This window comes from Deinococcus fonticola (assembly GCF_004634215.1).
In the GTDB taxonomy this organism is placed as follows: domain Bacteria; phylum Deinococcota; class Deinococci; order Deinococcales; family Deinococcaceae; genus Deinococcus; species Deinococcus fonticola.
Window position 1 is genome coordinate 174,409 of record NZ_SMMH01000003.1, and the last position, 13,486, is coordinate 187,894.

General features: G+C 65.2%; 14 protein-coding genes. 4 read left to right on the top strand and 10 right to left on the bottom strand.

Features of this window, described 5'->3' with window-relative positions; genetic code table 11:
- Nucleotides 1-23 precede the first annotated feature (23 nt).
- Nucleotides 24-410: an ACT domain-containing protein gene (locus E5Z01_RS03190; RefSeq protein ID WP_135228039.1), complete on the bottom strand. Its 387-nt coding sequence runs from the start codon at nt 408-410 to the stop codon at nt 24-26.
- Nucleotides 411-640: 230 nt separating this feature from the next.
- On the opposite strand from E5Z01_RS03190, the gene E5Z01_RS03195 reads away from it, so the two are divergent.
- From E5Z01_RS03195 to E5Z01_RS03205, 3 genes are all read left to right on the top strand, one after another.
- On the top strand, nt 641-1,684 hold the full coding sequence (locus E5Z01_RS03195) for a S1C family serine protease (protein WP_135228040.1): 1,044 nt from the start codon (nt 641-643) through the stop codon (nt 1,682-1,684).
- 22 nt (nt 1,685-1,706) lie between these two features.
- Nucleotides 1,707-2,285: a helix-turn-helix transcriptional regulator gene (locus E5Z01_RS03200; protein ID WP_135228041.1), complete on the top strand. Its 579-nt coding sequence runs from the start codon at nt 1,707-1,709 to the stop codon at nt 2,283-2,285.
- A 147-nt stretch (nt 2,286-2,432) separates the two neighbouring features.
- A complete protein-coding gene (locus E5Z01_RS03205; protein WP_135228042.1) occupies nt 2,433-2,822 on the top strand; it encodes a helix-turn-helix domain-containing protein in 390 nt (129 codons plus the stop codon).
- A gap of 79 nt (nt 2,823-2,901) precedes the next feature.
- Here E5Z01_RS03205 and glpX read toward each other — a convergent pair whose 3' ends face one another.
- A complete protein-coding gene (gene glpX, locus E5Z01_RS03210) occupies nt 2,902-3,915 on the bottom strand; it encodes a class II fructose-bisphosphatase (protein ID WP_135228043.1) in 1,014 nt (337 codons plus the stop codon).
- 344 nt (nt 3,916-4,259) lie between these two features.
- On the opposite strand from glpX, the gene pgm reads away from it, so the two are divergent.
- The gene (pgm, locus tag E5Z01_RS03215) at nt 4,260-5,888 is read left to right on the top strand and encodes a phosphoglucomutase (alpha-D-glucose-1,6-bisphosphate-dependent) (protein WP_135228044.1); all 1,629 of its coding nucleotides are present in this window, start codon (nt 4,260-4,262) and stop codon (nt 5,886-5,888) included.
- A gap of 115 nt (nt 5,889-6,003) precedes the next feature.
- Here the strand turns inward: pgm and E5Z01_RS03220 are convergent, their stop codons facing one another.
- The 8 genes from E5Z01_RS03220 to E5Z01_RS03255 all read right to left on the bottom strand — a co-directional run bounded on the left by E5Z01_RS03220 (nt 6,004) and on the right by E5Z01_RS03255 (nt 13,076).
- Nucleotides 6,004-6,447: a hypothetical protein gene (locus tag E5Z01_RS03220; RefSeq protein WP_240738158.1), complete on the bottom strand. Its 444-nt coding sequence runs from the start codon at nt 6,445-6,447 to the stop codon at nt 6,004-6,006.
- A 187-nt stretch (nt 6,448-6,634) separates the two neighbouring features.
- A complete protein-coding gene (locus tag E5Z01_RS03225) occupies nt 6,635-7,279 on the bottom strand; it encodes a thiamine diphosphokinase (RefSeq protein WP_135228046.1) in 645 nt (214 codons plus the stop codon).
- A gap of 72 nt (nt 7,280-7,351) precedes the next feature.
- The gene (locus E5Z01_RS03230; RefSeq protein WP_135228047.1) at nt 7,352-8,389 is read right to left on the bottom strand and encodes a hypothetical protein; all 1,038 of its coding nucleotides are present in this window, start codon (nt 8,387-8,389) and stop codon (nt 7,352-7,354) included.
- Between the two features lie 57 nt (nt 8,390-8,446).
- Nucleotides 8,447-9,415 (bottom strand): ABC transporter ATP-binding protein, encoded by a 969-nt coding sequence (locus tag E5Z01_RS03235; RefSeq protein ID WP_135228048.1) that lies wholly within the window; start codon nt 9,413-9,415, stop codon nt 8,447-8,449.
- 11 nt (nt 9,416-9,426) lie between these two features.
- The gene (locus E5Z01_RS03240) at nt 9,427-10,974 is read right to left on the bottom strand and encodes an ABC transporter permease (protein ID WP_135228049.1); all 1,548 of its coding nucleotides are present in this window, start codon (nt 10,972-10,974) and stop codon (nt 9,427-9,429) included.
- A gap of 1 nt (nt 10,975) precedes the next feature.
- A complete protein-coding gene (locus tag E5Z01_RS03245; protein WP_135228050.1) occupies nt 10,976-11,593 on the bottom strand; it encodes an IMPACT family protein in 618 nt (205 codons plus the stop codon).
- Nucleotides 11,590-12,492 (bottom strand): tetratricopeptide repeat protein, encoded by a 903-nt coding sequence (locus E5Z01_RS03250; protein ID WP_135228051.1) that lies wholly within the window; start codon nt 12,490-12,492, stop codon nt 11,590-11,592. The genes E5Z01_RS03245 and E5Z01_RS03250 overlap by 4 nt, the downstream gene beginning before the upstream one ends.
- Nucleotides 12,489-13,076 (bottom strand): NUDIX domain-containing protein, encoded by a 588-nt coding sequence (locus tag E5Z01_RS03255; protein WP_135228052.1) that lies wholly within the window; start codon nt 13,074-13,076, stop codon nt 12,489-12,491. The genes E5Z01_RS03250 and E5Z01_RS03255 overlap by 4 nt, the downstream gene beginning before the upstream one ends.
- Nucleotides 13,077-13,486 lie beyond the last annotated feature (410 nt).

A 13,486-nucleotide genomic window follows, 5' to 3' on the forward strand; every position in this document is an offset into this window, starting at 1 on the left:
CTTTGTGCCCGTAAGCCGGCGGGTTACGCCAGATCCATGACCTGAAGGCCCGCCTCATGCAGGGCTGCGGTGGCCTGCGCCAGTTGCCCCTGCGCCACCAGCACGTAATCCGTGTCGAAGGTGGACACCGCAAAAATACCGATTCCCGCGTCTTTCAGCGGATTCAGCACACTGGCCAGCACGCCCGTCAGCGTGAACTCGAACGGCCCGTGCAGTTTCAGCGCCGCCCAGCCCTTCTGCGTCTGCACGCCGTCCGGAACGAATGCGGCGAGGCAGACCACCGACAGTTCATCGGCGGTGTGGCTGACCGTCCAGAATTCCCCTTGCAGCGCCCAGCTGGGAACCGGGTGGCCAGGGTACAGGCGCGAGACGGCGTATTCGCCAGGCAACACCGAAAGGGTCAGGCTCATGCCGGAAGCCTAGAACATTTGACAAAAGAACGCCGCGATTTTGTCCGAGCAGCGCGAGTAAATTCAGACGAGCAGGACGGACGGGCACAGCTCCGCAGGAGAGAATAGAGCGCTCTGGGATGCCCCTCCACAGAGCGCGTCATTCGGAGAACTGCCCTGGCCGTTCGGGCAGGGGCGGGGCTGACCGTCTGGCGGGCGCGCTTTTCGCGCTTCAGGGTCACACTGCGGGCATGACGAATTTTTCTGATTTTTCGAGTGGCCTGGCAGATGTGGTGGAACGTACCGCGCAGGGTGTGGTGACGGTGCTGGCCCCCCGCCCGGTAAGTGGCACCGTCGTGGGTGAGGGCCTGATCTTGACGGCCGCGCACGTCCTACACGCGGACGAGGTGCAGGTGGTCACCCCCGATGGCCGCACCCTGACGGCCAGCGTGGCGGGCCGTGACCCCGCCAGCGACCTGGCCCTTCTGAAGGCCGAGGGCCTGAACGTGGCGCCCCTCAGCAACGGCCAGGAAACGCGGGTCGGTGAATTGCTGGTGGCCGTGGGCCGCCCGCCGCACGGCGTTCAGGCCACGCTGGGCCTTTACAACCGTCCGCAACGCGGCTGGCTGATCGACAGCGCCACGCCGTTTCGGGGCGTGAGCGGCGGCGCACTGGTCGACGCGCGGGGCAGTCTGGTCGGCGTGCTGAACGCGGGCGCTGGATTCTCGCGCGGCACCCTGCTGGCGGTGCCGGCCGAACGCGCCCTGAAGGTGGCGCAGATGCTGGGCACGGCGGGCCGCGTGGCCCGGGGATTTCTGGGCATTACCACACAGCCCGTCCACTTCCCCGAAACGCGCGAGCAGGCCGAGGAAAACGCCGGGATTGACGGTGACCCGCGTGGGGAATGGCGCGGTCGCGGCCCTGGACGGGCTGGCCCGGGCGGGCGTGGCCGTGGCCCCTGGAGTCCGGAACCCCACGGGCACGCGGGGCACGGTCGCGGGGGCTGGGGAGGTCGTGGCCGGCACTTCGAGGCATCTATGGGCCACCCCATGCGGGGTATGGGCCGGCCAGGCGGCCGGTTTGGGCTGACCATCGTCAGCGTCGAGGCTGGCAGTCCCGCCGCGCAGGCGGGTCTGAAGGTGGGGGACGTGCTGCTGGCGCTGGAGGGTCAGGCCGTGCGTCACCCGCAGGAGTTGCTGCGAACCGTGCATGACCGCGCCGGGGATCAGCTGACGGCCCGGATTCTGCGTGGTGGTGAGGAACAGGACATCACCCTGAGCATAGGTGAGCGCTGAGCCTGAGCGGGTAGCATGGCTCATGACGGCCCCGCCTTTTGCCCTGCCGACCGTGCGTGTCGTGGTGGCGTCGGCCGTGGCGCGGGCGGGGTTCACGAGCCTGCTGAGCGCGGCGGGCTTTCTCATTTCGGAGGGGGCCGAGGTCTGGATTGTGGACGATTCGGCCCTGGCTGACCTGAGCGTGCTCGACGACGCGCCTGCCGTGGTGGCGGTGGGTTCGGTGGCGTGGGCGAATCTGCTGCCCGACCTGCTGGAGGGCGGCTGGGCAGCCCTTGACTCTGGTGCCACGCCGGCGGAACTGGTGGCGGGGGTGCTGGGCGCGGCGGCGGGGCTGGTGGTTCTCCCGCCCACTCAAGTGCCGCCGGCCATCCACGATGACGAGCTGAATTTCGATGACCTGGACGTATCCCTGACCCCGCGTGAACGCGAGGTGCTGGCACTGCTGTCCGAGGGCCTGAGCAACAAACGCGCGGCGAAAACGCTGGGCGTCAGCGAGAGCACCGTGAAATTCCACGCCCAGGCGATCTATTCGAAGCTGGGCGTGCAGAGCCGCGCGGCGGCGGTCAGCCGTGGCATTCAACTGGGCCTGGTCAGCGTTTAAGCGCTTTTCCGACAAACAGAATTGCCGGCCTCAGTCCGGCTTTTTTCGTTCAGCAACCAGCTTCATATCTTGCTCGTCATTATCTTGCGCTATTTATTGACATTTAGTATTGGATAGCGCAAGATAATGCCACTTTAAGGAGGGGAGATGGTGAGCAGGGATGAGGTATTGACGCTGGAAGAACTGGCTGCCTACCTGAAGGTGAGCGAAACCACCGCGTACTCGCTGGTGAGAAGCGGGGACATTCCTGGCCGCAAAGTCGGACGGGAGTGGCGCTTCCTGCGCGAACGGGTGGAGAACTGGCTGATGCAGGCTGGAACGGAGAACGACATGGAAAAAAGCGGCGGAATGAATGGTCTGGTGCAGCGTGACGAGTGGGGCGGCGAATTCACGGTGGAGAACGGTCAGGAGAAAGTGGCCCTGTGGCTCCCCATGACCCTGGAAGACAAAAATGCCCAGATTGAAAAGGCGCAGCGCGAAGGCGTGAACGTCAGTGACGTGGTGGCCGCCTACCTGCGCGAGTGGGTCAAGTCGTAACGGCCAGAAGACAGAAAAAATAGAAAAGGACAGCCGGGGCGTGCGCTTGTCGCCCCGGCTGTTCTCCTCTTCCTTGGGATCAGATACGGACAGTCACGCGGGCGTGGTCTTCTTCCAGGTGAACCGTGTCGATGAAGCGCACCACACGGGTGGCGTACCCCATGACCAGCGTGTGCGTTCTGGCGCCGCCCGCGAAGTAACGCACGCCGTTCAGCAGTTCGCCGTAGGTAATGCCGGTGGCGCTGAACACCATCTGCTTGCCGGAGGCGAGTTCGTCGGTTTTGTACACGCGGTTTTCCTCGACGCCCATCTTCTGGAAGCGTTCGCGCTGCGCGTCGTCCTCGGCCAGGAACCGGCCCTGAATTTCCGCGCCCAGGCACTTGCAGGCCGCCGCCAGGATAACGCCCTCGGGGGCGCCGCCCGAACCCATCAGCGCATGAACGCCCGTGCCCCGCACGCCCACTGCCAGGCCCGCGATCACGTCACCGTCCCCGATCAGTTTCACGCGGGCGCCGGTGGCCCGCACGCGGCGAATCAAATCAGCGTGACGTTCACGGTCCAGAATGGTGATCATCAGGTCATCCGCGTCGCGTTGCAGGGACTGCGCCAGCACGTTGATGTTCGCTTCCACCGGCCAGTCCAGGTTCACTTTTCCGGCGGCGGGGGGCGGCACCACCAGTTTCTCCATGTAGCAGTCCGGCGCCGCCATCAGGCCGCCTTTCTCGCTGATGGCAATCACGGCCAGGCCGTTGGGGAGGCCCTTGGCAGTCACGCTGGTGCCTTCCACCGGGTCGACGGCGATATCCACCTCGAATTCACCGTTGCCGACCTGCTCGCCGATGTACAGCATGGGGGCCTCGTCCATTTCGCCTTCACCGATCACCACCGTGCCGCGAATGTTCAGGGAATTCAGGAGCGTGCGCATGGCTTCGGTGCCGGCGCCGTCCACGACATTCTTGTCACCCATGCCCATGAACTTACTGGCCGCCAGCGCGGCCCCTTCGGTCACGCGGGCGGTCTCCAGCACCAGTGCGTGCTCGAACTTCGGGGCTTTAGAGCGCGTTTCCGTGACGGGTTTCTGGCGTTTGGTCATGTCCTGAAGCTAACATTTTTACGGACTGGAGCGCGTCCGGGAGCGGTTCCACAGCAGCGAACCGCCCGGAAGTGTCCAGTCAGGCCAGCACAGACGGATTTTCTGGTGTGGCAACCTCGGTTTTTACTTCAGAACGCCCAGCCACACCAGCAGGCCCCACACGAGAAGGGGGCCGGCGATGATGGCGGCGGTCAGTTTGATGATTCTCCAGGTATCGGTGAACAGTTCCCGCATGGCCCTTCAGCGTAGCAGCTGTGGTGCCGGGTGAAGGAAAGCGCCGGCCCTTTTTCATTTCCCACTTACATTCGGTGCCTCCGGGCGCAGGGGGTCACTACACTGACCCTATGACCCTCAGCGAACTGGCCGGTAAACCTGCTCCTCAGAGCCTGCTGACGAACATTCCGCGTCTGGTGGCGCACTACTACGAGACCCGTCCGGACGTGCGCGATCCCCTGCAACGGGTGGCGTTCGGCACGAGTGGTCACCGGGGCACCAGCCTGAATGGCACGTTCAACGAGGCGCACATTCTGGCGGTGGCCCAGGCGGTGGCCGAATACCGCACAGCGGCGGGCATCACCGGACCACTTTTTATGGGGCTGGACACGCACGCGCTCTCGGAACCCGCCTGGATGTCGGCCTTGCAGGTGCTGGTGGCGAACGGCGTGAAGGTGCGCGTGCAGCCGGGCATGTTCACAGCCACGCCGCTGGTCAGCCACGCCATTCTGGAACACAACCGCACAGGCGCAGACCATGCCGACGGCATCGTGATCACGCCCAGCCACAACCCGCCGCAGGACGGGGGCTTCAAGTACAACCCGCCCAGTGGTGGCCCGGCCGACACGGACGTGACCGGCACCGTGCAGCAAAGGGCGAACGTCATCCTGGAGGGCGAACTGCGTGACGTGAACCGCGTGTCGCTGGAAGATGCCATGAACGGCCTGGAAATATTCGACTTCATCACCCCTTACGTGGAGGGGCTGGGCGAAGTGATCGATCTGGACGCCATCAAACAAAGCGGCGTGAAAATTGGTGTCGATCCGCTGGGCGGCGCGAGTCTGCCGGTGTGGCAGGCCATTCAGGCGCGCTACGGCCTGAACCTCACGATTGTGAACGAGACGGTCGACCCGCGTTTCGCCTTCATGACCGTCGACCGCGACGGCAAGATCCGTATGGATTGCAGCAGCCCGTGGGCCATGGCCGGCATGCTCCAGTTGAAGGACGATTTCGATGTGGCGGTGGGCAACGACCCGGACGCCGACCGCCACGGCATCGTGACGCGGGGCGGCCTGATGAACCCGAACCACTACCTGGCAGTGATGATCGATTACCTGTTCAGGCACCGCCCCGGCTGGCGGGCGGACGCCGCGATCGGTAAAACGCTGGTCTCCAGTGCACTGATTGACCGGGTGGGCGCAGGGATCGGCCGCAAAGTCGTCGAGGTTCCCGTGGGCTTCAAGTACTTCGTGGAAGGTCTGCTAGACAGCTCTTTCGGCTTCGGGGGCGAGGAGTCCGCCGGGGCCAGCTTCCTGCGCACGAATGGCGGCGCTTGGAGCACTGACAAGGACGGCATCATCCCCGGTCTGCTGGCGGCAGAAATCACCGCGAAAACCGGCCAGACGCCCAGTGAACGTTTCAAGGAACTGACGGACAGGTACGGCGCCACCGCCTATGACCGCATCGACGCGCCCGCCACGCCCGAGCAGAAGGCCATCCTGAAGAACCTCTCGCCGGAACAGGTGAGCGCGACGACTCTGGCGGGCGATCCCATCACGGCTAAATTAACGCGCGCCCCGGGCAACGGCGAACCGATCGGCGGCCTGAAAGTCGTGACCGAGCAGGCCTGGTTCGCCGCCCGTCCCAGCGGCACGGAGGACGTGTACAAGATTTACGCCGAGAGCTTCCGTGGTGAGGAGCATTTGCAGCGCGTCTTTGAAGAAGCCAGAGAAGTCGTGTCCACCGCGCTGGGAAAGTAGACGGACCTTCGCGGCTGAGCAGGCTTCCGGTTCATCAGGGATGAAATAAACCGCCCAGCGTAGATGTGACCCTCCAAAAGATCATCGGAGGGTCACAAACCAAGCAGGGGGTTGATTACATGCCCAGCAGCCCGGCAGCGGCCGTAGCCCTGAGTTCAGTCTCAAATCCCTTCACCAGGGCCTTGTCCTGCGGTGTGGCGAGTTGCACGTCGCGGTTCAGGTCGGGCAGTTGCCCCTGCTGAAGGTCGGTGGCGATTTTCCCGAGGTCAAAAGCCGGCAATCCCAGGGCACGGTTCACGGTATTCCGAACTACGGCGTAGCGGGCCTGGCTCATGCCCTCGCGGGTCAGGCCGGCCAGCTGCGCGGCGCGGGCCTTGCCGACGCTCTGCCCGGTCTCGTTCAGAACCCCCAGGATTTGCATGATGTTCGGGTTCTGCCCGCTGTTCATGTCGTTCAGGAGTTGCTGAGCCGCCGTGAAACTGTCCCCCAGTGCCCGGCGAACATCGCGGCGAACCCGCACCAGACGCTCCACCTCGACGCGGGTTACGGGGGCGTTCACGTTTCCGCTGGCGGGGGGCGGGGATTGCGTTTGGCTTTGCACGGGTGGCGTCTGCCAGTTCGCCAAGAAGGCCCGCGCGGGTTTAATCACAAAAAACCATGCCAGTGCGCCCAGCAGCAGTACTGTGACCAGAAAGGTTCCACCGCAACCGAAACACCCGCAACCGGGGCCACGTCTTCTCATGCTTTTACAGTACGTCCTGAATGCTCCCCGGGTTCCCGGTCAGGGCCGTGACCAGCGCCTCACCGCTTTCCAGCGCGGCCCGAACCGGCGCAGACTGCGTCTCGTTGCTGACTGTCCAGCCACTGCCCAGCGGCACCGCCGCGCGTTCCAGCGGCCAGCGCACGCCCTGCAGGGTCAGCCCCGTCAGGTCACTCACCGCAATGACACTGAGGGTGTTTCCAGCCGGCCAGTCCAGCACCACAGGCTGCTGGGGCCGCAGGGGCCAGGCCCACTCGTCCCCACTGGTGAGGGTGATGTCCAGGCCCTCGCGGGTCAGGCGCAGGCTGCCCAGCAGCAGCGCCGCCGCGTGATCGAAGCGCCCCCCGAACGCCCCGATGAACACCAGTCGGGTTGCCCCGCGTGCCCGTGCGACCCGCACGGCCAGTTCCGCGTCCGTCTCGTCCTTCGCGGTGGGGTGAATTTCACGCGGCGCGTCCACTTTCACGCCCGCCGACGAGTCGAAATCCCCCACCCAGACATCCACCCGCACCTGCAACGCGGCCGCGTGACGCGCCCCCCCATCGGCCGCCACCACCAGGTCAGCAGGCGGCAAAAGAGACAGGGCCGGCGTCAGCGTGAGCCGCCCACCCACCAGAATCCACGCAATCACGCGGACAGTGTAGGGGGTAGGGAAAGGGAAGTCGCATGGCCCCTCAGCCCTCCCCAGCCAGCCACTGCTCCCTTACTGAAGGCCAGGCAACCCCAGCGCGGTGTGAAGGTCGTTCAGCAGGGTTTCCACGTTCCGGCTCAGGCCGTCAAGCGCGGGCGTGGAGGAACGCAGGGGGTTAAAGGCCGACAGATACAGAATTTTCAGACCGCCCCGGGTATTCAGGCTGGCGTCGCCCGTCACCGCGAGTTGCACGAATTTCTCCTGGCCGCCCGGCAGGGTGTACGTGACGCCCAGCAGCTGATAGGCCCCCGCGTTTTCACCGGGAGTCACGCTTAATTTGACTTGCGCCGCGGCAGTCAGGGTGGCGCTGCTGGCGGCGGCGTTCAGTTCCTTGACTTTCACGGGGTTGTAGGGGTCACTGGTAAACAGGGCGTTCATGTCTGTGAACGCCAGGGTTTTCAGGGCGCCTTCCAGCAGCGCCACTGGCTGGCTGGCCTGCCCGACATTCACCGCCGGCGCGGGAGTGGGCACTGCGGTCGCCAGCGGAGCCGCGTTCACGGGCGTGCCAGGAGTCTGGGTCAGGTAGGTTTTGAGCGTCGGGCTGGCGGTCAGTTTTTCCACCAGTTTCGCGGCGCAGTCGGCGGCGGCCTTGTCGTCATCGCTGTTGACACTGACGCTACCCACCCAGTAATACCCCCAGGAGCTGTACCCGGTGCTGTTGCCCTGGCAGGTGTCGTTGTACACCACCGCGCCACTTCTGGCGTCGGTGAGTTCCAGCGCGGCATTTACAGTGCGGCCATTGACGCACCCCACGATGGGCAGGCACAGGCCGCCGCTGCTGCCGTAGCCGGTTACGCCGGCCCGCAGGTTCAGGCCCGCCCCTTCGGGTTTGCGCACCGCCAGCACGTACCCGCTGTTCATCAGCGCCTGATTCAGCGAGGACTCGAAGGTGGCGGTGGTGCCCCAGCCGCAGTATCCGCCGTAACACCAGTTGTCCCCGATGTAGATCACGGCCTGCGGGCCGGCATATTTGCTCTGCGCTGCGGCCCCTCCGGCCAGCAGGGCCGCGAAGGCGCTCAACAATCCGACTTTCCTGACGAGTGTTTGCATAATCCTCCTGAAGTCAACCTAAGGTGGCCGGCGTTACGTCCACGTTACATTTCCAGCTTACGAGAGTTCCCGGTCATCCGGCACTGTTTTGACGCGGTTCAAGTCGACGTTCAACGTGAGGCTGTCCCCGGCCTGCGGCGCTTCGCGGGCACTGAGGTGCAGGGTCAGGCGGCCCAGCGGGTGATGGACTTGCACGGTTTGCCCTGTTTCCGTGACCTGCCGCGCCGTCACCGGGCAGGCTTCACCCACGCCCAACAGGATGGCCTCTTCGGGAATCAGCAGGGCGTGGCCGTCCCCCTGCGGCAAGATGTTGGGCCAGCCCAGAAAAGCCGCCACCCACGCGCTGTGCGGTTCCCGGAACACCGCCGGCGCTGGGCCGACCTGAACCAGTTGCCCCGCCCGCATGACCGCCACCCGGTCGGCCAGCGCCAGGGCCTCGCGCTGGTCGTGCGTGACGATCAGGACGCCGGCCCCCACCCGCCCGAACAGGGCGCGCAGGTCGGTGCGCAGTTCTGACCGCAGTTTCTCGTCCAGGTTGGACAGCGGTTCATCCAGCAGCAAAAGCGGTGAGTGTGTGGCCAGGGCGCGCGCCAGGGCCACCCGCTGCTGCTGCCCGCCCGACAACTGCGCCGGGAAACGGCCCGCCAGTTCCTCCAGCGCCACCAATTCCAGCGCCTCCCGTGCCCGCATTTGCGCTGTAGGCCTTGACTCACCGCGCATGGTTGGGCCGTAAGCCACGTTCTTCAGTACGCTCAGGTGAGGAAACAACGCGTAATCCTGAAACACCAGCCCCACGTGGCGCTGCTCCGGCGGCAGGGCCGTGACCTCACGCCCACCCACGAACACCTGCCCGGCGTCGGGTTGCTCCAGACCCGCCACGCAGCGCAGCACCGTACTTTTGCCGCACCCCGACGGCCCCAGGAGGGCCAGCGTCTCTCCGGCCTGAACTTCCAGCGAGACGCCCCGCACGGCCTGCACCGTACCGAAAGACTTGGAGAGTGACTGGGTGAACAGGGCGGCGGGCATGCCCGAGTGTGTCACGTCACTTCACCTTCGCCGCCATCCAGCAGGGTAAAAGCAGTGATAGCAAGAAGCAGCAACACGCTGGCCAGCGCGCAGGCTTCCCCCAGATTGCGTTCGCCGGGGCGGCCCAGGCGTTCGTAGAGGCCAGTCGAGAGGGTGGCCCACTCTGGGCGGGTCAGCACCAGCGTGGCCCCGAACTCGCCCAGCACGGTGGCCAGGGCCAGGGCACTTCCGCCACGCAGGGCCGGCAACACCAGCGGAAAGGTCACGCTGCGGTGGGCCTGCCAGCCACTGGCCCCCAGCGTGCGGGCGGCCTCAAGGAGACGCGGGGGCAGCGCCCGCAGGGCGGGCAGCAGCGAGCGCACCACCAGCGGCAGGGCCAGCAGCGTGTAGGCGGCCAGCAGCAGCGGCAGCGTAGCGGCCAGCACCGGGTAGGCCAGCAGGTAACCGACGGCCAGACTGACCGGCGACACCATCAGGGGAAGCAGGGAAATGAGGTCCAGCGTGCGTGAGCGGGCCAGCCAGGCGCCCAGCGCGTACAACCCGCCCAGCAAGGTGGCGCCCAGCAGGGCCAGGAGGCCAAAACGAAGGGTGTTTCCCAGCAACAGCGGCGTCTGCTCGTCGTGGAGGACGCCCTGCCAGTAGGCCAGCGTGGGGCCGGCAGACCCCAGGAAACCACGCAGCACCACCGCCAGCAGCGGCGAGAAGCAGAGCATTACTGTAAGCAGCCCCAGGCTCAGCAGGCCCGCTTTTGCTGCTCCAGTGGCGCGGGGAAGGTGACTGGCCGGAATGCCCACCCCACCGCGCGTCAGCAGCGTGTAGACCCAGGTGGCTGTCAGCGTCAAAAGCAGTTGTCCGACAATCAGGGCACTCGCTTCGGAGAGGCGCAGTTGCAGGGCAGTCAGCGTGTAGATCTCGACTTCCAGGGTGGCGTACTTTTCTCCGCCCAGCGCCAGGGGGAGCCCGAAGCTCAGGGCCGAGTACAGGAACACCAGCACGGCCCCCGCCGCCAGCCCCGGCAGAGCCAGGGGCAAAGCCACCGTGCGGGCTGCCTGCCACGGCGTGGCCCCCAGCGAACGCGCCGCACCGATCAGAGCGGGTGAAACGCGGGAAAACCCGCCGTAAGCCAGCCGAATCATGATGGGCAGGTTGAAGAACAGGTTTCCCAGGATCAGCAGGGTGGGTGTTTCACTCAGGTCAAGCTGCGTCAAGCGCGTGATCCACCCCTGCGGCCCCAGCAGGGCGGACAGGCCCAGCACTGCCACGAGGGTCGGCGTGACGAAAGGCAGCAGCAGCAGGCGCAGGAACAGCGCTTTCCCCGGCACGTGATACTGCGAGAGCAGATAGGCCAGTGGAGCACCCAGCAGGAAAGCTGCCGCCGCTGTTAAGGTCGCCTGCAACAACGTCCAGCCCAGCCGTCCCAGAAAATACGGATCGCGCCACACGCCCAGGTTCACGCCGCCTTCCAGGAGCGTGCGGCCCAGCGGCACCAGCAGCAGCAGCACCGTAAACAGCAGCGCGGGGGCGGCCAGCAGCCAGCCCGTCAGGCGACGGCTCAGCATTTCAGGCGTCTTCCAGCCCGTCCAGCACGGCGCTGCCCCGCGTGGCGTCGCGCAGGGCGGTGGCGAAGATCGGGGCATCTTCAGGATAAACCTCCACCTGTAACCGGATGCCTGTGGCGGTGTACTCCTCCTCCCCTTTGGCAATGTCGAATTGACCCAGCAAGTGATACAGGCTGCTCAGGTGCTCGAAAGGTACTTTGACTTCGAGTATCTGGCGGGGGCGCACCTCCAGCTTTTCGGCAGTGCGCAGGCACTCGGCCGCCGTGCCGCCATACGCCCGCACCAGCCCCCCCGTTCCCAGTTTCACGCCGCCGTAAAAGCGCACGACCACCACCATCACGTGATCTACCCCCTGTCCCTCGATGGCTTTCAGGATGGGAGCGCCCGCCGTACCGCCCGGTTCACCATCATCATTGAAGCGGTACGCGCCGCCCATCCGGTACGCCCAGCAGTGGTGCGTGGCCTGCGGATAACGCGCCCGCAGGGCCGCCAGTTGCGCCAGCGCCTGCGGCGGCGAGTCTGCCCGCTCCGCAAAAGCCAGAAACTCGGAATTCTCGATCACGGTATCGAAACGGTGCGGCGCCGCCAGGGTAATAAAGGGGACGGGAAGGACGCTCAAGCTCGACCCTCCCGCTCTTGTTCTCGTTCCTCTTCCAGATCCTCCCGGTACACGTCCATGTCGTACCCGAACGACTCGCCCAGCTCGATGTATTCCTCGGCGCGGTCGAGATCCTGTTCCACGCCTTCCCCATCCAGAAACATGATGATCAACGTGTCCACCGCTTTCTCGTGACCTGCCCGTGCAGCGCGGTCATACCACTCGGTGGCTTTGGACAGGTTGAACTCCAGGCCTCCCCGGCCGGTCGCATGCAGGGCACCCATGTTGTACATGGCCCTGAGTTGCCCCTGTCCAGCCGCCTGTTTCAGAAAGTGAAGGGCCTTCTCTTCGTCCAGTTCAACCCCGACACCTGTGCTGTGCAGCACATACAGTTCAAAAAGTGCGTCGGCATTGCCCAGGCCGGCCGCCTGCGCGTGAAGGGCAGCGCTGTGCTCCGGGCTGCTCTCCACGCCGAAGCCCGTAAAGAAGGCCAGGCCCAGGTTGTACAGCGCCGTGTGGTCTTGCGGGCGGATCTGGCACCACTGCTGAAGTTGCCGGGTAGTTTCCTTCTGCTCGGCTTCCGGCAGTTCGGAGCGCAGGTATGAATGCTGTAAACGGAACAGGGGCACGATCAACTCCGGGTGTTCCGGCAGGGCCTCTGTCAGCAGCCTGGAAGCCGCGGCCGCCTCCCCGAAGTCCACCTGATGCTGCACCAGGAGGGGCCAGGCTCCGGGCCAGCCACTGCGACCGGCAAAGGCCAGGGCCTGCGGAATCAGGGCCAGGTCTTCATCACTCAGGATGCCCAGCATCAGGTCGCCCCGGACGATGTTGCCCAGTTTCTCCTGCGCCCAGGACAGAGCCCGGCCGCCTCTTTCCAGGGTTGGCGCCTGCCTCAGCAGCTGCGTCATGCTGCCGGTCATAGGAAACCCCTTTCACGCAGCCTGGCCTGTGCCTGCCACAGCGTCAGGGCGCTGGAACCGTCCTGTATTTCCCCGGCCGCCAGCATGCGGTAGGCCTCGGGGACAGACACCGTAAACCGCTCGATGGTCTCGGTGGGTTCCAGGTGCGCTTCGCCCAGCGTGACGCCCAGGGCCAGGTAGGCGTAAAACACGACGCCGCTGATGCTGGGCTGCGGGTAGAAGCCCGGCAGTGGCACCCACTCCTGCGCGGTACCGCCCACCTCTTCCAGCAGTTCACGCTCGGCGGCGCGTCCGATGTCCTCGCCGGGTTCGACGCCGCCCGCCACGATCTCCGTGATGGTGGCCCGCAGGGGATAACGGTACTGCCGGATCAGCACCAGTTGGCCCTCACTGGTGACCGGCAGGATAAACACGGCGCGGGGGCCGCGCTGACGGTATTGGTAGGTGAACTCCGTACCGCCGGGCGTCCTGACCTGGTCTTCGGTGATGGGCCGGATGCCGGTCACCAACTGGCGTGAGGAGAGGGTCTGCCAGGCTTGCCCCTCGTCTTCCTTCAGGGTGCGCCAGCTGGGGTGATCATTCATGCCTTTCAGGGTATCGCCTGCGGAAGCGCCGCCCGCCTTCTTCCCGAGGTCAACGCCTGGTGAAGAGGGCAACCCGGACGCAACTTCAGGAGGTGTTGACAGATTTTTACCGAAGCTGTATATTTCTTTTCGCCCGAGAAAAAGGGCGAGAGCGAAAAGCCAAAAGCCTTCGCTGGGACGCATGAAAACTGATGTTGAATGACGATGACAGGAACACCCGACAGGGTGAGCGAGCGGCTAACCGCGAGGTTGGCTCCAGATTCGCGCAAGGAACCTACGGGTTCACACAAGCCCTACGGGGCAAGCCAAGCGAAGTGAAGACTGACCTTGGATCAACTTGTTCAATACAGCCCTTGGGCTGATTTGAAACCATTATTTGGAGAGTTTGATTCTGGCTCAGGGTGAACGCT

Bases quoted from the DNA above. Each gene is read 5' to 3' on its own strand.
- E5Z01_RS03190 (WP_135228039.1), bottom strand. From the start codon at position 410: ATGAGCCTGACCCTTTCGGTGTTGCCTGGCGAATACGCCGTCTCGCGC.
- E5Z01_RS03195 (WP_135228040.1), top strand. From the start codon at position 641: ATGACGAATTTTTCTGATTTTTCGAGTGGCCTGGCAGATGTGGTGGAA.
- E5Z01_RS03200 (WP_135228041.1), top strand. From the start codon at position 1,707: ATGACGGCCCCGCCTTTTGCCCTGCCGACCGTGCGTGTCGTGGTGGCG.
- E5Z01_RS03205 (WP_135228042.1), top strand. From the start codon at position 2,433: ATGGTGAGCAGGGATGAGGTATTGACGCTGGAAGAACTGGCTGCCTAC.
- glpX (WP_135228043.1), bottom strand. From the start codon at position 3,915: ATGACCAAACGCCAGAAACCCGTCACGGAAACGCGCTCTAAAGCCCCG.
- pgm (WP_135228044.1), top strand. From the start codon at position 4,260: ATGACCCTCAGCGAACTGGCCGGTAAACCTGCTCCTCAGAGCCTGCTG.
- E5Z01_RS03230 (WP_135228047.1), bottom strand. From the start codon at position 8,389: ATGCAAACACTCGTCAGGAAAGTCGGATTGTTGAGCGCCTTCGCGGCC.
- E5Z01_RS03235 (WP_135228048.1), bottom strand. From the start codon at position 9,415: ATGCCCGCCGCCCTGTTCACCCAGTCACTCTCCAAGTCTTTCGGTACG.
- E5Z01_RS03240 (WP_135228049.1), bottom strand. From the start codon at position 10,974: ATGCTGAGCCGTCGCCTGACGGGCTGGCTGCTGGCCGCCCCCGCGCTG.
- E5Z01_RS03250 (WP_135228051.1), bottom strand. From the start codon at position 12,492: ATGACCGGCAGCATGACGCAGCTGCTGAGGCAGGCGCCAACCCTGGAA.
- E5Z01_RS03255 (WP_135228052.1), bottom strand. From the start codon at position 13,076: ATGAATGATCACCCCAGCTGGCGCACCCTGAAGGAAGACGAGGGGCAA.